Consider the following 21,793-nt stretch of genomic DNA (forward strand, 5'->3'; position numbering starts at 1 on the left):
TGCGAAGGGGCCGGCCATCAGAATCCAGGGCCAGGGTTCGCGGTACCAGGGCTTGGCTTCGATGGCGGGAGTGGCTGCGATTTGCGCGGCGTTCATGTCGGTGTCCTTGTTGCGCCAGGGGCGTTGAACGCCCCTGGCCGGCGCCCTAATCGGGCACGTAAAAACTTGCAGCTTCGTCGGTCTCGACCTGGCGGTTCTCGCCGTCGACTCCCCGCGCATGCAGCGTGATGGGATGGGCGCCGGGCGCCGCGCCTGCCGGGGCGCGGATGACCATGGGCACCAGCTTGTTGGCGGCGGGCTCGACTTCAACCACGTCGGACGCCTGCTGGCCGCAAAGCACCGCCAAGTCGGGCATGCCGTCCGCCGACATGCGCAGGCGCATCGGCTGGTCGGACGTGTTGATGATCTGCAGGCGGTAGACGTTTTCGATCATGCCGCCGGCGACCTCGCGGCCCAGCGATCCCCGGTCGCGGATGATGTCCACGCGCAAGGGATTGCGCATCGCCAGCGACGTCACGAAGGCCGCCGCCAACAGCAGAATCAGCGTGCCGTAGATCAGCACGCGCGGACGCAGCAGATGCGACCGCGCGCTCTTGGCCGACAGGCCGTCCAGCATGGCGCGTTCGGACGTGTAACGGATCAGGCCAGGCTCGTACTGCATCTTGTCCATCACCTGCTCACAGGCGTCGATGCAGGCGCCGCAGCCGATGCACATGTACTGCAGGCCATCGCGGATGTCGATGCCGGTTGGGCAGACCTGCACGCACAGGCTGCAATCGACGCAGTCGCCCAGGCCCGCCGCCTTGTGGTCGACCTTGCGCGACCGGCTGCCGCGCGGGTCGCCGCGACGCTTGTCGTAGGTGACCACGAAGGTGTCCGGATCCACCATCACGCTCTGGAAGCGGGCGTAAGGGCACATGTACTTGCACACCGACTCGCGCATGAAGCCGGCGTTGCCCCAGGTGGCGAAGCCGTAGAACAGCATCCAGAACCACTGCCAGGGCCCCAGCTGCAGCGCGAACAGTTCGTGGCCGAGTTCGCGGATGGGCGCGAAATAGCCGATGAACGTAGAGCCCGTCCACCACGCCAGTGCGATCCACAGGAAATGCTTGGTGAGTTTCAGGCGGGCCTTGCGCAGGCTCCAGGGCGCCTCGTCCAGGCGGATGCGCGCGATCCGGTCGCCTTCGACCTTGCGCTCGATCCACATGAAGATTTCGGTGTAGACGGTCTGGGGACAGGCGTAGCCGCAGAACAGGCGCCCCGCCACCGCGGTGAACAGGAACAGCGCCAGCGCCGAAATGACCAGCAGGACAGCCAGGTAGACGACGTCCTGCGGCCACAGCACCAGCCCGAACAGGTAGAACTTGCGCGCGCCCAGGTCGAACAGCACCGCCTGGCGCCCATTCCATTGCAGCCAGGGCAGGCCGTAGAAAATGATCTGGGTGATAAAGACGAACGCGATGCGCCAGCGGGCGAAGATGCCGCTGACGGATCGCGGATAGATCTTGCTTCGCACCCCCGCCAGCGTCTGTTCCAGGGTCTCCTGGCCGGGACGCGGCGGCCGCGTGTGCGGCCGCCAGGGCGGCGGGTCACCGCCAGGCGAATTGCCGACGCTTGCGGTTGACCCATCTTCCATTTATTGCTCCGTACTGTAATTTCCAGTGATATGGAGGGCCGCGCCGCGGCCCTCCATGTACATGCCGCGACGCCGTTACTTGGCTGCGTCCGATTCGGCGGGGGTCACGGCTGCCTGCTTCTGCGCGTCCGGTTTGTTCGACAGACCCCAGACCCAGGCGGTCAGGATCTTGATCTGCTCGGGGCTCAGGATGTGCTCGTGCGCCGGCATGCGGTTGTCGCGCCCTTCAAGAATCGTCTTGACGATCGTCGCTTCGGAGCTGCCGTACAGCCACACGTCGTCCGTCAGGTTCGGCGCGCCCATGAGCTGGTTGCCCTTGCCGTCGACACCGTGACAGGCGACGCAGAAATTGGCGAAGTCGCGCTTGCCCCGGAACACGCGCACCGGATCGGCCGTCAGGCCCGACAGCGAACGCACGTACTGCGCGATGTCGCCGGCCATCTTGGGATCAATGGCGTCCTTCCAGGGCGGCATCACGCCGTGGCGGCCTTCCTTGATGGTTTGCATGATGGTTTCCGGAGAACCGCCGTGCAGCCAGTCGCCGTCCGCCAGGTTGGGGAAGCTGGGTCCGCCCTTGGCGTCCGAGCCGTGGCACTGCGCGCAGGTGTTCAGGAACAGGCGCTGGCCGATTTCCCGGGCGCCCGGGTCCTGCGCAATCTGCGGCACCGACATGGTCTCGAAGCGCGCATAGATGGGACGGACGGCCTCGGCCATCTTGGCTTGCTGCTGCGCGACTTCCTCGGTGCTGCTATAGCCCAGCTTGCCCTTGTACTGGCCCAGTCCCGGCATCAGGAACAGGTAGCCCAGCGCGAACGCGCAGGCCAGCAGGTACATCCACGTCCACCAGGTGGGGACCGGGTTGTTCAGTTCGGTCAGGTCGCCGTCCCAGACGTGACCGGTGTCTTCGACCTTGCCGCTGGCCGGCGTGGCGCTGAGCCAGCGGCGCTGCGTGTACAGGAGCCAGATGCACCAGACCACCCCGCCTACGGCGACGATCGCGATGAAATACCCCCAGAAGCCATTGACGAAATCGCTCATGACCGATTCGCTCCATCTTGTTGTGCCTGACCGAATTCATCGGGCAGTGCGAACGGCAGCATGGCCGATTCGCGGTTGGCGCCCTGGCGGCCGCGCGAGCAGGCCCACCAGACGATGCCGAAAAAGGTTGCCATCGAGATGGCGGTGACGATCGCGCTCAGGTAGCCCAGCATGGTCAGCCCCCCGATGCCGCTTGCGCGGGCTGGACGGCGGACTGGGCGGCGGGCTGCTGCGCCTTCTTGGCGGCCTCGGCCTTCTTGGCCGCTTCGGCCTGCTGCGCCTTGCGTACGCCGACGCCCAGGCCCTGCAGGTAAGCCACCAGCGCGTCTTCTTCCGTCTTGCCCTCGATGGCCTTGGGCGCGGCGGCGATTTCGTCGTCGGTGTACGGCACGCCCAGCATCCGCAGGGCGCGCATGCGCTGCTCTACGTTCTGGCCCGTGATGACGGTTTTTTCCAGCCACGGGTAGGCAGGCATGTTGGACTCTGGCACCACCTTGCGCGGATCGCGCAGGTGGATGCGGTGCCAGTCGTCGGAGTAGCGCTCGCCCACGCGCGCCAGGTCGGGACCCGTGCGCTTGGAACCCCACAGGAAGGGATGGTCGAAGACCGATTCCGACGCGACCGAGTACGAACCGTAGCGCTGGACTTCGGCGGCCAGCACCCGCACCTGCTGCGAGTGGCAGCCCACGCAGCCTTCGCGGATGTAGACGTCGCGGCCCATCAGCCGCAGCGGGCTGTAGGGTTCGACGCCCGCCGCGGGCTGGGTGGTGCTGTGCTGGAAGAACAGCGGGATGATCTGGACCAGGCCGGCGAAGGACACCACCAGGATGCTGGCGATGATCATCCAGCCGATGTTCTTCTCAAGGGTCTGGTGGGAAAAGAAGCCGTGATTCTTGTTGGCCATGATGTCCTCGTCAAACGGTAGCCGGCACGGCGGTCGCGGGGACCGACGGACGGGCGGCATGGGGATCGTCCAGCGGAATGGCGGGGTTGACCGGCTGCGCGCCGCTCACCGTCTTCCACACGTTCCAGGCCATGACGAACACGCCGCACAAGAACAAGGTTCCACCCAGCAAACGGATCAGGTAGTACGGGACGCGCGTCTTCAGTTCTTCGACGAAGCTGTAGACCAGGGTGCCGTCGGGTGCGGTGTCGCGCCACATCAGGCCCTGCTGCACGCCGGCGATCCACATGGCGGCGATGTACAGCACCACGCCGATGGTCGCGATCCAGAAGTGCAGTTCGATGGCCTTGACGCTGTACATCTTTTCGCGGCCGTAGAGGCGCGGGATCAGGTAGTAGAGCGAGCCGAAGGAGATCATGGCGACCCAGCCCAGCGCGCCGGAGTGCACGTGGCCGATGGTCCAGTCCGTGTAGTGCGACAGCGCGTTGACCGTGCGGATCGACATCATCGAGCCTTCGAAGGTGGACATGCCGTAGAACGACAGCGCCGTGACCATGAATTTCAGGATGGGATCGGTGCGCAGCTTGTGCCAGGCGCCCTGCAAGGTCATGATGCCGTTGATCATGCCGCCCCAGGAAGGCGCCAGCAGGATCAGCGAGAAGGTCATGCCCAGCGACTGCGTCCAGTCGGGCAGCGACGTGTACAGCAGATGGTGCGGACCCGCCCACATGTACGTGAAGGCCAGCGCCCAGAAGTGGACGATGGACAGGCGGTACGAGTAGATGGGACGGCCGGCCTGCTTGGGCACGAAGTAGTACATCATGCCCAGGAAGCTGGTGGTCAGGAAGAAGCCCACGGCATTGTGGCCGTACCACCACTGCACCATGGCGTCCTGCACGCCCGCGTATGCGGAGTAGGACTTCCACAGCGTCACCGGCATCTCGATGTTATTGAAGATGTGCAGGATGGCGATGGTGAGGATGTACGAGCCGAAGAACCAGTTGGCCACGTAGATGTGCTTGGAGCGGCGCTTGATGATCGTGCCGAAGAACACGATGGCGTACGCGACCCAGACCAGCGTGATCAGGATGTCGATGGGCCATTCCAGTTCCGCGTATTCCTTGCTGCTGGTGAAGCCCATCGGCAAGGTGATGGCGGCGGCGACGATGACGATCTGCCAGCCCCAGAACGTGAACGCGGCCAGCGGGCCGCAAAACAGGCGCGCCTGACAGGTGCGCTGGACAACGTAGTACGACGTGGCGAACAGTGCGCTGCCGCCGAACGCGAAAATCACCGCGTTGGTGTGCAGCGGACGCAGGCGGCCGTAGCTGAGCCATGCGGTGTCAAAGTTCAACTGAGGCCAAATCAGCTGCGCGGCGAGAAAAACGCCCACAGCCATGCCGACGATTCCCCAGACTACCGTCATGATGGCGAACTGCCTCACGACCTTGTAGTTGAAGGTATCGGCCTTGCTTGCGATTGCGGCGCAATCGTTCATCACCCTTCCCCCAAAGTAACAAAAACTACAGGCCTCGATGATGGGACTAGTCACACGAGACGGCGTTGATTTGGATCAACAGGGCATCGTCGGCTTGGGGATCGCGGCAAAACCGCAACGCTATCAGGGGTATTTGGCCGCGTGCAGCCGCCGCGCCGGGACTCGCGCAGCGCTCAGCGGCGGCTTGCGGCGCCGCTGTCGTCGTCGCGCAGGATGGCCATGCCGGCGTTGTCGGTGTCGTCGTACTGGCCGTTGAAGACGGCCCACCACAGCGACACGCCGATAACCAACACGAACAGCAGCGACAGCGGCAGGAGCAGATACAGGATCGTCATGGCGCGGCTCCGACCGCGCCGCCGGACGACAGTTCGTCCGACCAGTCGCGGCGGCATAGCCGCCACGAGTTGTAGGCGACCGCCAGCGACGACACCAGCATGGTGATCGCGGCCAGCCAGGGCGTGACCCAGCCGACCAGGGCCAGCGGCGTCATCAGCAGGTGCCAGACCAGCGAGCCGTACAAGTTCTGGCGCGCCTTGCGCCGCGCTTCGTCGAGCAGCGCGTCCAGCGCGGCATCCGGCATGTCGGGATGGGCGGCCAGGGCGGAATGCGCGGACGCCATGGCCGTGGGCACCGCCATCGACATGGCGCACGGACAGCTCATGACCAGCAGCGCCACCATGACGGGAATGCTGTGGGCGGGGTCGATGTAGGCCCAGCCGGCGGCGGCGGCCAGCGCCAGCGCGACCTGGATCATGACGAAGCGGGACGCCAGGCGGTCGGCGCGGGCGCCCAGCAGCAGGCGCAGGTCTTCGACGCGGGCATGGCGGCGGCCGCCAGCGGCGCCGCCATAGGATTGGCGGGCGCACAGTTCCAGGTAGCGCGCGGTCAGCAGGAAGGCCACGAACATCGTGACCGAATCGAAATAGACTTCGCCCCGGCCGGTGTAGGTGGCGTGCACGCTGGGGATGAAGGCGGCCACGATGCCCAGCGCCACCGGCACGTCCATGCCGGCGCGGCCGTGGCGCAGGTTGTCGCCGGCATGGCGCCAGATGGGCCAGGCCGAGTACAGCACCACGGGGATGGTCAGGGCGAAGCTGGCCCAGTTCATCAGGACGATGGCCCAGTCCAGGGTTTCCAGCGCGTCGGCGGGCATGCCTTCGTGGCGCAGGTAGCCGGGCCACGCGAACATCATGACCTGCATCATCGCCAGCCAGGCCAGCGACAGGCGCACCAGCGCGTGACGGCGTTGCTGGCGGTCGGCATCGGGCAGGCTGGCCGGAACGGCGAATATGGATTTGGCTCGCATGCGGCGATGGTAATCAGCCCCCCGCCGGGACGCCTTGATCTGAATCAAGGCGTCTTTTGCGATTTGCCGCCGCAACGTGAACCAGCCAGCGCGGCGGCAGCGGGCCTCAGGGGCGCTGCGCGCGCAGCACGCTGGCCACGGCGCCGGTCAAAACGGCCAGGTCCTCGTCCGAAATCGTCAGCGCGGGCGTCAGGTAGACCACGTTGCCGAAGGGGCGGACCCAGACGCCCGCCTCGATCAGGCGCCGCTTCAGCGCCTCGCGGTCGGCAATGCCGTCCAGTTCGACCACGCCGATCGCGCCGAGCACGCGCACGTCGCGCACCCAGGGCAGTTCCCGGCAAGGTTCCAGCCCGGCCGCCAGCGCGGCCGAGATGGCCTGCGCCTGCGCCAGCCGGGGCTCGGTCTGGAACAGGTCGAGCGAGGCGTTGGCCGCGGCGCAGGCCAGCGCATTGCCCATGAAGGTGGGGCCGTGCATCAGCGCGTGGGCGGGGTCGTCGGACCAGAACGCCTGGAACACCCGGTCGCTGGCCACCGTGGCGGCCAGCGGCAGCGTGCCGCCGGTTAGCGCTTTGGACAGGGTGATGATGTCGGGCCGGATACCGGCCTGCTCGAAGGCGAACAGGGTGCCAGTGCGCCCGAACCCGGTGAAGATCTCGTCGAAGATCAGCAGCAGGCCGTGCTTGTCCGCCAGGCGCCGCAGCCGGCGCAGGACTTCCGGGTCGTGCAGCAGCATGCCGCCGGCGCCCTGCGCCAGCGGCTCGACCAGGATGCCCGCCAGTTGCGGCGCGCGGGCCTCCAGCCAGGCGTCAAGTTCGGCCAGAGAGGCCTCGTCGCGCGGCAGGCCGACGATGTCGTGTCCGGCCAGCATGCCGTTGAACAGGCTGTGCATGCCCTCTTCCGGATCGCAGACCGCCATGGTGCCAAAGGTGTCGCCGTGGTAGCCGCCCCGAAAGGCCAGGAACCGGCTGCGGCCCCGTTCGCCCTGGTTCAGCCAGAACTGCAGCGCCATCTTCATGGCGACTTCCACCGCCACCGAGCCGGAGTCCGTATAAAAGACGCGGTCCAGGCCCGGCCCCAGCAGCCCGGCCAGCCGGCGGGCCAGCGTCAGCGCCGGTTCGTGGGTAAGCCCGCCGAACATCACGTGCGGCATGGCGTCGAGCTGCGCGCGCACGGCCTGGGCGATATGTGGATGGTTATAGCCGTGGCAGGCGGTCCACCAGGACGCCACGCCGTCGATCAAGCTGCGGCCGTCGGCCAGTTCCAGCCGGCTGCCGTGGCTGCGGACCACGGGCAACGGCGGCGTGGCCGTCTTCATCTGGGCATAGGGAAGCCAGATATGGGGTTGGCCCTGGGCCATCCAGTCGGGCGCGTGCATGATTCACCTCTAGAAAAACCGGCGGCGCGGCGCCCGCCGCGCGCCATTCCTGGCCGCCGGCAGGGGCTTGCGCGCCTCCACTACAATGGCCCGCATTCTACGGCCTGGCGCCAACGCCCCCCGCGCCGCGGCCTGCCGCCGCCAGCGGCCGGCAGGTTCCGGGCCGCTGCCGGATTTCTTGATGTCTAAGCTGGATTCGCTTTTTTCCTCTGAGTTGGCGCAGGCCGAAACGCGCCGCGCGCGCCGCCGCCTGCGCACCGCCTCCTCCGCCCCGCCCGGACGCATCGTGCTGAACGGGGCCCCCGTCCTGAATTTCTCCAGCAACGATTACCTGGGACTGTCGCGCCATCCGCTGCTGGTCGAGCGGGCGCGCGAATGGACCGCCCGCCACGGCGCGGGCGCCCAGGCCTCGCGCCTGGTCTGCGGCAACCTGGACCTACACGAGCAGGTCGAGGCCAAGCTGGCCCGGCTGAAGGGCACAGAAGCCGCCCTGGTGCTGGCGTCCGGCTGGCAGGCCAACGCGGCCGTGCTGCCCGCCCTGCTGCGCGCGGCCGCAGGCCAAGGCGAGGTGGAGGTCTACGCCGACAAGCTCAACCATGCCAGCCTGCATCATGGGTGCCAGGCGGCGGGCGTGCGGCAGATCCGCTTCCGCCACAACGACCTGGACCATCTGGAACGCCTGCTGGACGACCGGACGGCGACTCCGCGCGCCGACGGCCGGCCGGTTTCGCGATTCATCATCACGGAAAGCGTGTTCAGCATGGACGGCGACCGGACCGACGTGGTCCGGCTGGCCGACCTGGCGGACCGGCACGGCGCCTTCGTCTACCTGGACGAAGCGCACGCCACCGGCGTGCTGGGTCCGGGCGGCATGGGCCTGGCCGGGCTGGCTCCCGGCCGGATCGACCTGGCCATGGGCACCTTCAGCAAGGCGCTGGGGGGATTCGGCGCCTATGTCGCCGGGTCGCGGGCAATGTGCGATTTCCTGGTGAACGCCTGCTCTGGCTTCATCTACACCACCGCGCTGCCGCCCGCCGTGCTGGGCGCCATGGACGCGGCGCTGGATCTGGCGCCCACCCTGGACGCCGAACGCGCCCGGCTGGCCGCAAGCGGCGAGCGGCTACGCGGCGCGCTGCAAGGCCTGGGGCTGGACACCGGCGCGTCGTCCACCCAGATCGTCCCGGCCATCGTAGGCGACGAGGCCCGCGCCCTGGCGATCGCCGCGGCACTGGAGCGGCGCGGCCTGCTGGCCGTGGCGATCCGGCCGCCCACCGTACCCGCCGGCACCAGCCGGCTGCGCATCGCGCTCAGCGCGGCGCACCGCGATGCCGACGTATCGCAACTGATCGACGGCTTCGCCGCGGTGCTGGCATGACGGCCCGCGTTTCCACCCCCACGCTGCTGTTCGTCCACGGCTGGGCCTTCGACGCCACGTTCTGGACGCCGCTGCGCGCCGAACTGGCCGATTGGCCGCAAGCCGTCTTCGACGCCGGCTATTTCGGACCCGCCCGGCATCCCGACGTGGCGGGCCCGGTCATCGCCATCGGTCATTCGATGGGCGTGCTGCGCCTGTTGCGGGAACTGCCGGCCGGCTGCGCGGGCCTGGTGTCGATCAACGGCTTTCCCCGGTTCGGCGCGGCGTCCGACTACGCCGAGGGCGTACCCGCGCGCATGCTGGACCGCATGCTCAAGCGCCTGGCCGACTCGCCACGCGTCGTGGTGCAGGATTTCCGCCAGCGCTGCGGCGACGGATCGGCATTCGGCGAGCCCCAGGTTGCGACGCTCGCGCAGGACCTGGAAGCGCTGCGCGACGAAGACCAGCGCGCCGCCCTGGCCGCACTGCCCGTGCCGCTGCTGCGGCTGGCAGGGGAAGCAGACTCCATCGTTCCCGCCGCGATGACACGGGCCGCCTTCGCCGGCCGGCCTGGCGAGGCAACGCATTGGCGGGAACAAGGCGGACATCTGCTGCCCGTCACCGACACTGCCTGGTGCGCCAGCCATATCCGCGGCTTCGCCGACAATCTGGCACGCAACGCATGACCGCCCGCAACACCCGGATCGGCGCGCGCTTTGGCGCCGCCGCCGCCCGCTACGAAGATCACGCAGCCATCCAGCGCATCGCGGCCGAGCGGCTTGCCGGCGACATCGCCCTGTTGCCTTTGCCGCCCCACCCCCGGATCCTGGAGATCGGCTGCGGCACCGGTCTGCTGACGCAGGCCCTGGCCCGCCGCCTAGGGCCGGCCGACTGGACTGTGACCGATATCTCCCCCGCCATGCTGGCCGCGGCCGAGCGCGGCGCCTCCCTGCCCGGCCTCGCCCGCTATCGGTTGCTCGACGGCGAACACCCGGACGGGCTCGATGGCGGCTACGACCTGATCTGCTCCAGCCTTGCAGTCCAATGGTTTTCCGACCTGAACGCCGGGCTGGCCCGGCTGGCCGGGCTGCTGGCGCCGGGCGGCCATCTGGCAGTGGCGACGCTGGCGACGGACACCTTCGACGAATGGCGCGAAGCGCATCGCGCCGCCGGGCTGGCGGCCGGCACGCCACCTTATCCGCCCGTGCGGGCCATCCGTCCGGCCATGGCCGATCTGATGGGTGGCGTGCGCGGCGAGCGGCTGATACAAAATCATCCTGACGGCCTGCATTTCCTGCGGAGCCTCAAGGGCATCGGCGCCACCACGCCCGCGCCCGGGCGCCCGCCGCTGGGCGCGGCCGGTCTGCGCCGCGTGCTGGCGGCATTTGACGAACAAGGGGCCACGGTGACGTATCACCTGGCCTACGGTATGTGGAAAAAGAGCATGCAACGACCCAATGGCGTTTTCGTGACCGGCACCGACACCGGCATCGGCAAGACCCTGGTGTCGGCCATCCTGGCGCGCGCCTGGGGCGCCGATTACTGGAAGCCTGTGCAGACCGGCGTGGCCGAGGAACCCGGGGACACCGACACCGTGGCACAACTGGCCCAATTGCCCCCGGAACGGCTGCACCTGCCCGCCTACGTGCTGCAGGCGCCGCTGTCGCCCTGGGCGGCCGCCACGCTGGAAGACACCGTGGTGGACGCCACCAGCATCGTCCCGCCCGCGACGCGGGCCCCGCTGATCGTGGAAGGGGCCGGCGGCCTGTACGTGCCCATCGACGACACGCACATGATGATCGACCTGATCGCGCGGCTGGGCATGCCGGTGGTGCTGGCGGCGCGCAGCGGGCTGGGCACCATCAACCACACCCTGCTCAGCCTGGAGGCGCTAAAACGGCGCGGCATCCCGATCCTTGGCGTGGTCATGAGCGGACCACCGTCGGCAGGCAACAAGGAGGCCATCGAACGCTTCGGCTGCGTGCGCGTGCTGGCCGAGATCGCCCCCCTGCCCAGGGTGGATGCCGCGGCGGTGGACGCCTTGGCGCGAGGTATACCGCCGCTGGCGGAATGCCTGGCGGCGCTGGACGGCGCGGCGGCCGAGGCGGATTAGGCGCAGGCAGGCCGGGCATGTTGCGGCCACTGCCTTCTTGCCATTTCTCCCAGGCGCCCGGCTAAGGCGATGGGCACTCCTGCATGCAAGCGATGTGGTCAGCCCAAGGTCTTTCAGATCTGTCTAATCAATCTCCACAGATATCAAGACTTGTCCCATATACAGAAGTCAGGCGGATAAGCAAGATCAAGTGCTTTGTTCATGCGCGTCCATTGCACTCTTACCTGATCTCAAAGGACGGCCCTTAACAGGCTGACTACTCGCCCGGATTCGGCGGAGGCGGCCTGTCGCTGCCTGGAGCACGCCATTCCTTCCCAATCCGCCCCACGGGCCAGTCGATTCAGCTTCGCACCAAGGGTCTTGCTCCTGAGTAGGCATCGGGTGTGCATTCATCCGCACTTGATAAAGCACCCGGATATTCAACGGGACATTCGTGACGCAGCCAATGGCATTGAGTCCTTGCGAGATCGCTTCGCAACCTATGACGACGCCAACTGGAAGCGCATAGCCGCCGCCTTGCCTCGAGCAGAAAACTACTCATGAATATCAGTACCGTCGTCGATCAGACCATCAATCACGCCGTCCCTAATCCGACTGGATCCTGCAACGCTTGCGAGCGAACGGGCTTTCCCATACTCCCGCTACGCGCGGCGTACGCACCGGAGCCTGGATCGACCCATAAGCGGCGCGCTTCGCCAGGCTCAGACCTGGAGTCTGTGCCGATGCGGCAGGACCAGCCCCGCGTTCTTCGCAGTGGCTACCTCTACGTGCTGCTGGATAAAAAGGAATGGCAGGCCTATCAGGTCACGCCTGAAGGCGCATTACGCCAGTTCCGTCCTTTCCAACCGCCTAGAGACGAGCCTAGCCCGCTGAGCCAGTGGTGTGTCGACGCCAACCACGACGTGGCGTCGTCGTTCATCAATATCGACGTGGACAGGTACTCGACTGCATGGATTGCCATCGCCAATGATCCATGGCCCAAGACGGTTCTTGACCAGTACCTGCGCGGCACTGCGGATGATGGAACTACGCTGGAAGCCCGCTTCCAAAAACTCGACCTGAAAGCCGCACGGAACGATCCTGCAAGCGTCGGGATTGCGATGACGGAAGCGCAACTCGGGGTGCATCAAGTACTCGAGTACGCAGAGGTCAATGCGGGCGACTTTATCAGCGTGCACGGGTTCTACACTCGAAATCATCGGCTAGATGCGCTGGAAGGCCATATCCGTACCCTGGTGCAGCGTGAAAAGCTGCCGAATGGCGTACTGGCGCTGGTGCTGCCCGATCCGATAGGCTTTGTGCAGGAATGCAATGCGCAACGCGTCGGCAGGTTTCGAGCCATGCAGGAATGGCGCTCGGAACCTCAGCGACGGTTCGAGCTCTTTACATCTCAGGCGCTGCTCGGCATTAAAGAGCTGCAAACCGCTTGGGCCGCTGCGGAAGCAGCGGACGAGGCGAAGGCCGAAGATGCGTACCGTCGCCGGCATAACAACAGCCTCATGGGCGACAAGGTGACCTTTCCGCCTTTGGATATCGAGGCCGACACCCAGCGCAGAGCCAAATCCAAGCAGGCCGACGCTCACGAACGCCTCGAGGCGCGTTACGACGAGGCGGCGCGCGCCTCCTTCGAAAAGGCTTACCTGGCAGAGCAGGAGATTAGGCAAAAGACCGTTGACGGGGTCGCGGAACTGTATGTCAGGGAATACCTGGCCGCGCCCTTCCAGCTTGCCGCCGAATACGACTACAGCGCTACTTCCTGGCGCTCGGTGGAAGATTTCATTCGCATGCTGGCCCTCTGCCTCTTTGGCGGTCCTACCGATGTCATCCAGATAGACAAGGAAAAGCTGGGCACAACGCAGCGGCTCTGGAAAAGCCTGCTGGAAGATCGAAAGAGCCTGCTCTATCAGGCTTTGCTGTCAAAAGACAGATTATTGCTGGAGCAGCTACAGACGGCCCTGGCGGGCAATCAACTGGGCAAGGTGTACGACACCATCAAGAGCATTACAGGCACCGAGGAAGGCAAGGATCTTATGGTGTCTCCCGTCAAGCAGGCCATTGGACAGCTCCTGGCCGCAGCGGCCAATGCCAGCAACGCCCTCGGGCAACAGATCTCGACGCAAACACAAACGCTAGTGGGCCACGTGCATAGCGCAGCCTTATTGCGCTATGCCGGCCAGCATGTAACCCAGGTCATCGTCTCGCTGAAGCTCGGCGAATACCTGGCCTTACTCAACGAAGTCCTGCAAGAGCGCACTGACCAGTTCATCGCTCAACTCGATCAAAAGTTTCGCAAACCCGCTGAACGCAAGATCCGCGCGAAGGTTTTAAGCGGCGCCATCACCGTTGCGGTCTCGAGCAACCACGGCAAGATGGTCGACGTGATGATCTGGTCGCTTGAAAGTGCTGAGGCACTGCAGGAAAGGCTGGAGAAGCTGCGCGCCTCCGCCGGTGAAGGAATATCAGAGGCAGTACGCACCGTCAGCATCGGTGCGGCGACGCTCCATAGCGGCGCTGCTCAAATGGCGCAGAACCTTGCGATCAACGTAGAAGACGCGCGCGCGCTCGCCAGAGGAGCCATGCAACGGATGCGCAATGCCGCGATCTCCGCCGCGCCCGCGGGCGGTGAACTGCTGCTTGCGCTCGGAAGCCTATGGTTTCAGCAGGATAGTCTGCGCAGGAACTATGCGACGTCACTGAATACGCCAGGCAGCGGTAGCGCCGAGGCGTTGGCTGCGGTGTGGTCGTCATCCATTGGCGTAATGGGTGCGAGCGTAGAAATTGCCGGAGCCGGCATACAGATTCTGCGTCCAAATTCAAAGGTTGAGATTCAGGTCGCAGGACGGATGACGACTGTGAGTCTAGGTACTCGTGTTGCCCAGTATGGGGGGGGCAGTCTCCGCTATTGCCGGAGTAGCCGACGGAACTCAGTATTTTTTCTCTGCCAATAGGGCCGCAGTACATGGAGACTCTATAGCACGAGATGGATATGTTACAGCTGGGGTGCTCTCGATCATCTCGGCCGTCGCGGGTGGCAGTGGCACCTTGGCAATAAGTTCCACGTTATTGGGTCCAATCGGTGTCGCAATAGTTCTAGGTCTAGCGGCTTTTGCACTGGCGACTTGGGCGAAAAAAAATGAATCTTCTGCCCTTGAACTCTGGGCCCGCCGCAGTCGTTGGGGCATTTTGGCTAAGCATAGGCAGTGGGTCGCCGAATCGGACTTCGACATAGCAGTGGGGGCTCTGAATGCTGCAGTGCTGGGAATGATCGCTGAACTCGCGGTCGAAACTCGATTCGATAAATATGGGGATACGCTTGATACCCAGAAGGGATTTTTAGTCTGGGATGGGAGTTCGATTCCGGCTACAAGCTATATTGTCTATAAGATTTCCCTTCCTGGATACGACGCAATTGCATCGCGTTATGAGTGGCGTCTAAAAGTCTATCGCCCAAATGAAGCGAATGGTCAAGTTCTCGCCTCAGGCCAAAGCGGCAGTCCGCCAGCGACTACTAATCCGCCTGAAGACCCCAAGAGAGTTGATTATTTTCCAAAAACGACAATGCCGAGTGTCTTTACGGATGAAACCTCGAAGTCGCTCATTGTCAATGGCGCCATCGCTCTGCACATGATCAATAGCATTCACGCGATGGACCTGGAAGTCTATTTCTGGCCTGACAAGAATGATGTTTCAGGATGCGCCCGTCTTCTACTGCGAGAGGATAAGATCGACACCAATGAGAAAGGTGGATCATGGTGAAGAGGCCCAAACTCTGCCCGCCCTGCTCGGGATGGGTTTCGGATCTGCCCGAGCCGACCTCCCCACCCACTGTGCCTGCATCGTTGTGGGATAACAATCCCAACCACATGGATGGGAACTACCTAGAGATATCACGACCTTCGTCATTGGCTAGGACTTTGATGTTGGGGTTTGCGCCGATACTCGCTGTATGTTTATTCCTTTCTTTTCAAATATTATGGCCGGATCGCGATGAGCCATACGTCTATCAATCGTTTCTTCTTGGGGCTCTTGGGTTTTCACTAAGCTTTTGTGCTTTATTTTTCTTGTTGAAAAGCAATATATGCCCGCCACGCGACTTGCCAATAAGATTCAATCGTGTCCGTCAGCGCATTTACGCGTACAACTTCAATTACAGATGGTGGAATCCATTCGAGCGTTGGACCGTCGCCCCTGTGGCCTATGACTGGTCGCAAGTCCGCGCCGAACGTTGGTCAAAGCGCGGGGTGTTGCCAAACGGCGGCATTATTTTCAAATGGGGCGTGGTGTTGTCGATAGTCGAGCCAGGCACCAACAAGGTCATCGACCGCTTCCCGCTCAGCACGATGGACGCCGATGAGTTCGCTTGGGCCTATATCTGCACCTATATGCAAAATGGCCCGAAGGCACTTCCGCCTCCCGGGATCCCGCGCAATCACAACGACGTGCCTTGGTACAACATCGCACTGCGCCTGGCGCCCAAGGTTCAATGGCCGGCGGATATGGACCGTGAATCTCGGACTGCACCGTGAGGCTCACCCCTGATGGGGATGGCGGTACTGGATTTCAGTCGCCATGGCCACCTGAGCTGGAACGATTTCGACAAGCCCCATCCGCCCCATCAGGACGATCATCGTTACCAAGGACTTGCGGCCAGATCCTTATCTGGCCGCTCGCCTCAGGCCAAAGCGGCAGTCCGCCAGCAATAGCTAGTCCGCCGGAAGATCCCAGAAAGATTGATTACTTTCCAAAAACGACGATGCCGACTGTCTCTGTAGATGAAACTTCAGGAACTATGGTCATCAACGGCGCCATCGCTTTGCATATGACAAACGGCATTCATGCAGTAGAACTCGAAGTCTATTACTGGCCTGACACGAACGATGTTTCAGGATGCGCTCGCCTTCTACTGCGAGAGGATAAGATCGACACCGATGAGAAAGGTGGATCATGGTGAAAAGACCAAAACTCTATCCGCCCTGCTCGGGATGGGTTTCGGATCTGCCCGAGCCGACTTCCCCTCCCACTGTTCCTGCATCGTTGTGGGACAACAGTCCCAACCACATGGACGACAACTATCTAGAGGTATGTCGACCCAATTCACGGGCAAGAGGGATATTTTTTTGGGCGGGGCTATTTTTGGCATCATATCCCATTGTCATAACGATCGGACCATTGTCAATGTTTGACCTTAGAGATTTGTCCGTCATCTTCACCGCAGGCATTATTAGCACATTAGTTTTCCTGTGGGGGGCGGCATTTTTGATCAAAGTGGACATTTCTCCGCCTCGCGATCTCCCGCTAAGGTTTAATCGCGCTCGCCAGCGCATGTACGCGTACAACTTCAATTACAGGTTGTGGAATCCATTCGAGAGTTGGACCGTCGCCACCGTGGCCTATGACTGGTCGCAAGTCCGTGCAGAACGTTGGTCAAAGCGAGGGGTGTTGCCAAACGGCGGAATTATTTTCAAGTGGGGCGTGGTGTTGTCGATAGTCGAGCCAGGCACCAACAAGGTCATCGACCGCTTCCCGCTCAGCACGATGGACGCCGACGAGTTCGCTTGGGCCTATATCTGTACCTATATGCAAAATGGCCCGAAGGCACTGCCGCCTCCCGGGATACCGCGCAATCACAACGACGTGCCTTGGTACAACGTCGCACTGCGCCTGGCGCCCAAGGTTCAATGGCCCGCCGATATGGACCGTGAATCACGGACTGCACCGTAGGTCATGCTTTCCCCGAATACGAAATCGGTTAAATCAGCTGCGAGGCGTATTTTGGGGATCTGATTGCTTGGAGATGGTGCACTTGCATCTCGTTATGCGAGGAGTCTCGCACACCAGGCCTTGCTGGAAGGCGCCCGGCCGTGAAAGACCGCCGGGCTCACTGCCGGGCCATGTCGATAAACGCCCGCAGCGCGGACGACACGCGCCGCTGCCGCGGGTAATACAGCATGAAGCCGGGAATCGTCGGACACCAGTCCTCCAGCATCCGCACCAGCCGGCCCGATTCCAGCAACTCGGCCACATAAGTCTCCGGCACGCAGCCGATGCCAATTCCGTCCGTCGCCGCCCGCACTTCGGCGTGCACGTCGCTCAGGGCGATGCGGCCCGGCACGTCGATTTCGAGCGCCACGCCGTCCTTCTCGAATTCCCACTTGTAGAAACGGCCGCTGGGAAAGCGGTAGCGGACGCATTCGTGCCGCATCAGGTCCGTGGGATGCCGCGGCGGCTCGCGCCCCTGCAGGTAGGCGGGCGAGGCCACCACCACGGAGCGCAGCGGCGGGCCGATAGGCACCGCCACCATGTCCTCGGGCACGGCCTCCAGAAGCCGCACGCCTGCGTCGAAGCCCGATCCGACGATATCGACGAAGCTGTCGTCCTCGGCGATCTCCAGGCGGATGTCCGGATAGGCCGCCAGGAACCGCGCCGCCATGGGCATCAGCAACAGATACGACGCGGCGCGCGACGTGTTGATGCGCAGCGTGCCGGATGCCGCGCCGCGGAAATGGTTCATTTCTTCGAGCGCGTCGCCCAGCTCGTGCAGCACGGGCTGCAGCCGCTCGGCCAGACGCTGGCCGGCGTCGGTCAGCGCCACGCTGCGGGTGGTGCGGTTGAACAGGTTCACGCCCAGCCGCTCTTCCAGGTTGCGGATCGCGTAGCTGACCGCCGAGGTCGACAGGCTCAGTTCTTCGCCGGCCTTGCGGAAGCTTCCAAGTCGGGCGACGGCCGAGAAGGCGGCAAGATGGGACAGGTTGTCGGGCAGCATTATGAAAAAAACTTCAATAAATCATGCCGAAATTCTAGCTTGAAGCGCCAATCTCTCCAGGATTATTGTGAACACCTGCTCAATAAACCCAATCAGAGGCCGTCATGATCCAAGCCCGAGGCTACGCCGCCCACAGTTCCGACACTCCCCTCGTCCCCTTTAGCTTCACCCGCCGCGAACCCGGCGACGACGATGTGCTGATCGACATCCTCTACAGCGGCATCTGTCACTCCGACCTGCACCAGGCGCGCGGCGACTGGGGCAATTCCATGTATCCCATGGTGCCGGGCCACGAAATCATCGGCCGCGTTGCACAGGTGGGCAAGAATGTCGGCAAGTTCAAGGTGGGCGACTACGCCGGCGTCGGCTGCATGGTCGATTCCTGCCGCCACTGCAAGGCCTGCCGCCTGAACCTGGAGCAGTACTGCGAGGAAAACGCCACGCTGACCTATAACGACAAGGAACGCGGCAGCGACCAGCTCACCTTCGGCGGCTACTCCGACCGCATCGTGGTGCAGGAACACTTTGCCGTGAAGGTATCCGACAAGCTGGACCTGAAGGCCGTGGCGCCGCTGCTGTGCGCCGGCATCACCACGTATTCGCCGCTGCGCCATTGGAAGGTCGGCCCCGGCAAGAAGGTCGGCGTCATCGGCCTGGGCGGCCTGGGCCACATGGGCGTCAAGTTCGCGCACGCCATGGGCGCGCATGTGGTGATGATCACCACGTCCGCCGACAAGGCCCGCGACGCCAGGCGCCTGGGCGCCGACGACGTGCTGGTGTCGCGCGACGCCGACGCGATGGCGGCCCACGCCGGCACCTTCGACTTCCTGCTGAACACCGTGCCCGTCAGCCATGACGTGAATCCCTACATGGCGCTGCTGGCGCTGGACGGCACCATGGCCCTGGTGGGCGCGCTGACGCCGCTGGACCCGATCCCCGGCGCCAACCTGATCATGGGCCGCAAGTCCCTGGCCGGCTCGGCCATCGGCGGTATGGCCGAAACGCAGGAAATGATGGACTTCTGCGCAGAGCACGGCATCGTCAGCGATGTGGAAATCGTGCCGATCCAATCGGTCAACGAAGCCTACGAACGCCTGATCAAGAACGACGTGAAGTACCGCTTCGTGATCGACATGGCGTCGCTGGGCGAAGAGCGGGCCGCGGCGTAGTTTCGGCAGGGCTGAAAAAAAGGGTGCCCGCAGGCACCCCGAATCCACCCTACAACAGCACCTGCGACTACAACTGCAAAATCTTTCCGCGCCCGGTGTCTGACACCCCCCAGAGACAACCGTCATGCCGACGTGTTGCCACCAGGGTGTCAGACACCGGGGGCTTTCCTTACGCGACCTTCTGCACCTTGCCGTGTTCGAACTGCGCCTCTTCGGTCGAGCCGGTCAGCGCGGTGGTCGACGACTTGCCGCCTTCGATCGTCTGGGTCACGGCGTCGAAGTAGCCCGTGCCCACTTCGCGCTGGTGCTTCACGGCGGTGAAACCCAGTTCGGCAGCGGCGAATTCCTTCTGCTGCAGTTCCACGAAGGCGCTCATCTGGCGGCGGGCGTAGCCGTGAGCCAGTTCGAACATGCCGTAGTTCAGCGCATGGAAGCCGGCCAGCGTGATGAACTGGAACTTGTAGCCCATGGCGCCCAGCTCGCGCTGGAACTTGGCGATGGTGCCGTCGTCCAGGTTCTTCTTCCAGTTGAAGGACGGCGAGCAGTTATAGGCCAGCAGCTTGCCCGGGAACTGGCGATGGATGGCGTCCGCGAACTTGCGGGCGTATTCCAGGTTGGGCGTGGAGGTCTCGCACCAGATCAGGTCGGCATAGGGCGCATAGGCCAAGCCGCGCGAGATGGCCTGGTCGATGCCGGCGCGGGTGCGGAAGAAGCCTTCCACCGTGCGTTCGCCGGTGATGAAGGGACGGTCGTTTTCGTCGACGTCGCTGGTCACCAGGTCGGCGGCGTCGGCGTCGGTACGCGCCAGCAGCACGGTGGGCGTGCCCATCGTGTCGGCCGCCAGGCGGGCCGACACCAGCTTGGCCACGGCCTCGCGGGTGGGGACCAGCACCTTGCCGCCCATGTGGCCGCACTTCTTCACGGAGGCGAGCTGGTCTTCGAAGTGCACGCCCGAGGCGCCAGCCTCGATCATGGCCTTCATCAGTTCATAGGCGTTGAGCACGCCGCCGAAACCGGCTTCGGCGTCCGCCACGATGGGCGCGAAGAAGTCGATGTAGCCTTCGTCGCCGGGGTTCTTGCCTTCCATCCACTGGATTTGGTCGCAGCGGGTCAGCGAGTTGTTGATGCGGCGGACCACTTGCGGCACCGAATTGGCGGGGTACAGCGATTGGTCGGGGTACATCTCGCCGGCCAGGTTGGCGTCGCCCGCGACCTGCCAGCCGGACAGGTAGATGGCCTTCAGGCCGGCCTTGACCTGCTGCATGGCCTGGTTGCCGGTCAGGGCGCCCAGCGAATTCACGAAAGGCTCGCTATGCAGGAGCTCCCACAGCCGGGTGGCGCCGCGGCGGGCCAGCGTGTGTTCGACGCCGATCGAGCCGCGCAGGCGGATGACGTCCTCGGCGCTGTAGTCGCGCTTGATGCCCTGCCAGCGGGTGTTTTCCGCCCAGTCCTTCTGCAGATTACGGATTTCGGTTTCGCGAGTGCTCATTGTGATGCTCCTGGTCAGTGATAAGAGAACTTCAAAAGATTCGCGTCTTGCGTTGCGTGAATCGTTGGAGAAAGTCTATGCCTCTGCTGCGGAGCAATGTGCTGGCATGTCTTATATAAGACGAAAAATCTTATTCATAAAAATCAACACCTTATAAAACAGATTTCGTATAATGAAACGACATTATCGTCTGTGAAATGGCCTCGCATTGCTGCGCAACAGGCACTTTCACATGACGAGGGTTACATTTCACAGTGTGGAAATTTGCCCCCTTTGCCAGCGCCTACAATGCCGGCATCCACCCCGTTTTGAATGACTCAGCTATGACCCTGTCCCACGGCCCGCTCGGCCAGAGCGTGGCGTATGCCTCGCAATACGACCCCTCGCTGCTCTTTCCCATCGCGCGCTCGCACAACCGAGCGGCGCTGAACCTGCACGCGGACAACCTGCCCTTCACGGGCGTGGACCTGTGGAACGCCTACGAACTGTCGTGGCTGGACGCCAAGGGCAAGCCCCGGGTGGCCATGGCCACGTTCTCGGTGCCGGCCGACAGCCCGAACATCATCGAGTCCAAGTCGTTCAAGCTTTATCTGAATTCGTTCAACCAGACCCGCCTGGTCAACTCCGCCGCCTTGCGCGGCCGCCTGGAGCGCGACCTGAGCGCAGCCGCGGGCGCGCCGGTCGGCCTGGATTTCTATCTGCCGCAGCGCTTTTCGGAATTGCAGATGGGCGAACTCGACGGCATCTATATCGACAAGCTGGATATCGAGATCAATACCTACGAGCCGGCGCCCGAGCTGCTGCGCACCCGGCCGGGCGACGTAGTCGAAGAGACGCTGGCGTCGCGCCTGTTGAAATCAAACTGCCCCGTGACGGGCCAGCCCGATTGGGCCACGGTGCAGATCCGCTATCGCGGCGCGCCGATAGACCGCGAATCGCTGCTGCGCTATGTGGTGTCGTTCCGCCAGCACGCGGAGTTCCACGAGCACTGCGTCGAGCGCATCTTTAGCGACATCATGCAGGCCTGCGGTCCCGAAAAGCTGACGGTCTACGCGCGCTATACGCGCCGCGGCGGGCTGGACATCAATCCGTGGCGCAGCAACTTCGAATCCGCGCCGCCCGCGGACATGCGCACCGTCCGCCAATAA

At 63.9% G+C, this 21,793-nt stretch carries 19 protein-coding genes; 9 read left to right on the forward strand and 10 right to left on the reverse strand.

What is annotated here, in order from left to right; all coding sequences use genetic code 11:
• Nucleotides 1-145: 145 nt before the first annotated feature.
• The 8 genes from ccoG to KYC_RS26135 all read right to left on the reverse strand — a co-directional run bounded on the left by ccoG (nucleotide 146) and on the right by KYC_RS26135 (nucleotide 7,757).
• Nucleotides 146-1,636: a cytochrome c oxidase accessory protein CcoG gene (gene ccoG, locus KYC_RS26100; RefSeq protein WP_008168182.1), complete on the reverse strand. Its 1,491-nt coding sequence runs from the start codon at nucleotides 1,634-1,636 to the stop codon at nucleotides 146-148.
• 75 nt (nucleotides 1,637-1,711) lie between these two features.
• Nucleotides 1,712-2,674, reverse strand: coding sequence for a cytochrome-c oxidase, cbb3-type subunit III (gene ccoP / locus KYC_RS26105; protein ID WP_008168184.1), 963 nt, complete (start codon nucleotides 2,672-2,674; stop codon nucleotides 1,712-1,714).
• On the reverse strand, nucleotides 2,671-2,847 hold the full coding sequence (locus KYC_RS26110; protein WP_008168186.1) for a cbb3-type cytochrome oxidase subunit 3: 177 nt from the start codon (nucleotides 2,845-2,847) through the stop codon (nucleotides 2,671-2,673). The genes ccoP and KYC_RS26110 overlap by 4 nt, the downstream gene beginning before the upstream one ends.
• Nucleotides 2,848-2,849: 2 nt before the next feature.
• The gene (gene ccoO, locus KYC_RS26115; protein ID WP_008168188.1) at nucleotides 2,850-3,578 is read right to left on the reverse strand and encodes a cytochrome-c oxidase, cbb3-type subunit II; all 729 of its coding nucleotides are present in this window, start codon (nucleotides 3,576-3,578) and stop codon (nucleotides 2,850-2,852) included.
• Nucleotides 3,579-3,588: 10 nt separating this feature from the next.
• On the reverse strand, nucleotides 3,589-5,076 hold the full coding sequence (gene ccoN / locus KYC_RS26120; RefSeq protein ID WP_008168189.1) for a cytochrome-c oxidase, cbb3-type subunit I: 1,488 nt from the start codon (nucleotides 5,074-5,076) through the stop codon (nucleotides 3,589-3,591).
• 173 nt (nucleotides 5,077-5,249) lie between these two features.
• On the reverse strand, nucleotides 5,250-5,411 hold the full coding sequence (ccoS, locus tag KYC_RS29125) for a cbb3-type cytochrome oxidase assembly protein CcoS (RefSeq protein ID WP_008168192.1): 162 nt from the start codon (nucleotides 5,409-5,411) through the stop codon (nucleotides 5,250-5,252).
• A complete protein-coding gene (locus tag KYC_RS26130; protein WP_008168202.1) occupies nucleotides 5,408-6,382 on the reverse strand; it encodes a P-type ATPase actuator domain-containing protein in 975 nt (324 codons plus the stop codon). The genes ccoS and KYC_RS26130 overlap by 4 nt, the downstream gene beginning before the upstream one ends.
• A gap of 106 nt (nucleotides 6,383-6,488) precedes the next feature.
• The gene (locus KYC_RS26135) at nucleotides 6,489-7,757 is read right to left on the reverse strand and encodes an adenosylmethionine--8-amino-7-oxononanoate transaminase (RefSeq protein WP_008168203.1); all 1,269 of its coding nucleotides are present in this window, start codon (nucleotides 7,755-7,757) and stop codon (nucleotides 6,489-6,491) included.
• A gap of 181 nt (nucleotides 7,758-7,938) precedes the next feature.
• Between KYC_RS26135 and KYC_RS26140 the strand changes: the two genes are divergently transcribed.
• The 7 genes from KYC_RS26140 to KYC_RS30005 all read left to right on the forward strand — a co-directional run bounded on the left by KYC_RS26140 (nucleotide 7,939) and on the right by KYC_RS30005 (nucleotide 16,945).
• Entirely contained in the window at nucleotides 7,939-9,132 is a 1,194-nt protein-coding gene (locus KYC_RS26140; protein WP_008168204.1) for an aminotransferase class I/II-fold pyridoxal phosphate-dependent enzyme, read from the forward strand.
• A complete protein-coding gene (locus tag KYC_RS26145) occupies nucleotides 9,129-9,797 on the forward strand; it encodes an alpha/beta fold hydrolase (RefSeq protein ID WP_008168205.1) in 669 nt (222 codons plus the stop codon). Before KYC_RS26140 ends, KYC_RS26145 begins: the two co-directional genes overlap by 4 nt.
• Nucleotides 9,794-11,224 (forward strand): dethiobiotin synthase, encoded by a 1,431-nt coding sequence (gene bioD, locus KYC_RS26150; RefSeq protein WP_008168206.1) that lies wholly within the window; start codon nucleotides 9,794-9,796, stop codon nucleotides 11,222-11,224. Before KYC_RS26145 ends, bioD begins: the two co-directional genes overlap by 4 nt.
• Nucleotides 11,225-11,763: 539 nt before the next feature.
• On the forward strand, nucleotides 11,764-14,172 hold the full coding sequence (locus KYC_RS26155) for a T6SS effector BTH_I2691 family protein (protein ID WP_139026543.1): 2,409 nt from the start codon (nucleotides 11,764-11,766) through the stop codon (nucleotides 14,170-14,172).
• A gap of 52 nt (nucleotides 14,173-14,224) precedes the next feature.
• Nucleotides 14,225-14,980: a hypothetical protein gene (locus KYC_RS29570; RefSeq protein WP_139026544.1), complete on the forward strand. Its 756-nt coding sequence runs from the start codon at nucleotides 14,225-14,227 to the stop codon at nucleotides 14,978-14,980.
• Nucleotides 14,981-15,141: 161 nt separating this feature from the next.
• On the forward strand, nucleotides 15,142-15,750 hold the full coding sequence (locus KYC_RS30105) for a DUF6708 domain-containing protein (RefSeq protein ID WP_337999281.1): 609 nt from the start codon (nucleotides 15,142-15,144) through the stop codon (nucleotides 15,748-15,750).
• A 649-nt stretch (nucleotides 15,751-16,399) separates the two neighbouring features.
• Complete coding sequence (locus KYC_RS30005) at nucleotides 16,400-16,945, forward strand: DUF6708 domain-containing protein (RefSeq protein ID WP_008168211.1); 546 nt, start codon at nucleotides 16,400-16,402, stop codon at nucleotides 16,943-16,945.
• Nucleotides 16,946-17,102: 157 nt separating this feature from the next.
• Here the strand turns inward: KYC_RS30005 and KYC_RS26170 are convergent, their stop codons facing one another.
• Complete coding sequence (locus KYC_RS26170) at nucleotides 17,103-17,987, reverse strand: LysR family transcriptional regulator (RefSeq protein WP_008168213.1); 885 nt, start codon at nucleotides 17,985-17,987, stop codon at nucleotides 17,103-17,105.
• Nucleotides 17,988-18,091: 104 nt separating this feature from the next.
• Between KYC_RS26170 and KYC_RS26175 the strand changes: the two genes are divergently transcribed.
• The gene (locus tag KYC_RS26175; protein WP_008168217.1) at nucleotides 18,092-19,156 is read left to right on the forward strand and encodes an NAD(P)-dependent alcohol dehydrogenase; all 1,065 of its coding nucleotides are present in this window, start codon (nucleotides 18,092-18,094) and stop codon (nucleotides 19,154-19,156) included.
• Between the two features lie 169 nt (nucleotides 19,157-19,325).
• Here KYC_RS26175 and aceA read toward each other — a convergent pair whose 3' ends face one another.
• Entirely contained in the window at nucleotides 19,326-20,645 is a 1,320-nt protein-coding gene (gene aceA / locus KYC_RS26180) for an isocitrate lyase (protein ID WP_008168219.1), read from the reverse strand.
• Between the two features lie 323 nt (nucleotides 20,646-20,968).
• On the opposite strand from aceA, the gene queF reads away from it, so the two are divergent.
• Nucleotides 20,969-21,793: an NADPH-dependent 7-cyano-7-deazaguanine reductase QueF gene (queF, locus tag KYC_RS26185; protein WP_008168221.1), complete on the forward strand. Its 825-nt coding sequence runs from the start codon at nucleotides 20,969-20,971 to the stop codon at nucleotides 21,791-21,793.

It is taken from the genome of Achromobacter arsenitoxydans SY8 (assembly GCF_000236785.1).
GTDB lineage: Bacteria > Pseudomonadota > Gammaproteobacteria > Burkholderiales > Burkholderiaceae_B > Achromobacter > Achromobacter arsenitoxydans.

Bases quoted from the DNA above. Each gene is read 5' to 3' on its own strand.
- bioD (WP_008168206.1), top strand. From the start codon at position 9,794: ATGACCGCCCGCAACACCCGGATCGGCGCGCGCTTTGGCGCCGCCGCC.
- KYC_RS26155 (WP_139026543.1), top strand. From the start codon at position 11,764: ATGAATATCAGTACCGTCGTCGATCAGACCATCAATCACGCCGTCCCT.
- KYC_RS30005 (WP_008168211.1), top strand. From the start codon at position 16,400: ATGTTTGACCTTAGAGATTTGTCCGTCATCTTCACCGCAGGCATTATT.
- aceA (WP_008168219.1), bottom strand. From the start codon at position 20,645: ATGAGCACTCGCGAAACCGAAATCCGTAATCTGCAGAAGGACTGGGCG.
- KYC_RS26170 (WP_008168213.1), bottom strand. From the start codon at position 17,987: ATGCTGCCCGACAACCTGTCCCATCTTGCCGCCTTCTCGGCCGTCGCC.
- ccoO (WP_008168188.1), bottom strand. From the start codon at position 3,578: ATGGCCAACAAGAATCACGGCTTCTTTTCCCACCAGACCCTTGAGAAG.
- ccoS (WP_008168192.1), bottom strand. From the start codon at position 5,411: ATGACGATCCTGTATCTGCTCCTGCCGCTGTCGCTGCTGTTCGTGTTG.
- ccoP (WP_008168184.1), bottom strand. From the start codon at position 2,674: ATGAGCGATTTCGTCAATGGCTTCTGGGGGTATTTCATCGCGATCGTC.
- queF (WP_008168221.1), top strand. From the start codon at position 20,969: ATGACCCTGTCCCACGGCCCGCTCGGCCAGAGCGTGGCGTATGCCTCG.
- KYC_RS26130 (WP_008168202.1), bottom strand. From the start codon at position 6,382: ATGCGAGCCAAATCCATATTCGCCGTTCCGGCCAGCCTGCCCGATGCC.
- ccoG (WP_008168182.1), bottom strand. From the start codon at position 1,636: ATGGAAGATGGGTCAACCGCAAGCGTCGGCAATTCGCCTGGCGGTGAC.
- KYC_RS26140 (WP_008168204.1), top strand. From the start codon at position 7,939: ATGTCTAAGCTGGATTCGCTTTTTTCCTCTGAGTTGGCGCAGGCCGAA.
- KYC_RS26110 (WP_008168186.1), bottom strand. From the start codon at position 2,847: ATGCTGGGCTACCTGAGCGCGATCGTCACCGCCATCTCGATGGCAACC.
- KYC_RS30105 (WP_337999281.1), top strand. From the start codon at position 15,142: ATGTTGGGGTTTGCGCCGATACTCGCTGTATGTTTATTCCTTTCTTTT.
- KYC_RS26145 (WP_008168205.1), top strand. From the start codon at position 9,129: ATGACGGCCCGCGTTTCCACCCCCACGCTGCTGTTCGTCCACGGCTGG.
- ccoN (WP_008168189.1), bottom strand. From the start codon at position 5,076: ATGAACGATTGCGCCGCAATCGCAAGCAAGGCCGATACCTTCAACTAC.
- KYC_RS26135 (WP_008168203.1), bottom strand. From the start codon at position 7,757: ATGCACGCGCCCGACTGGATGGCCCAGGGCCAACCCCATATCTGGCTT.
- KYC_RS26175 (WP_008168217.1), top strand. From the start codon at position 18,092: ATGATCCAAGCCCGAGGCTACGCCGCCCACAGTTCCGACACTCCCCTC.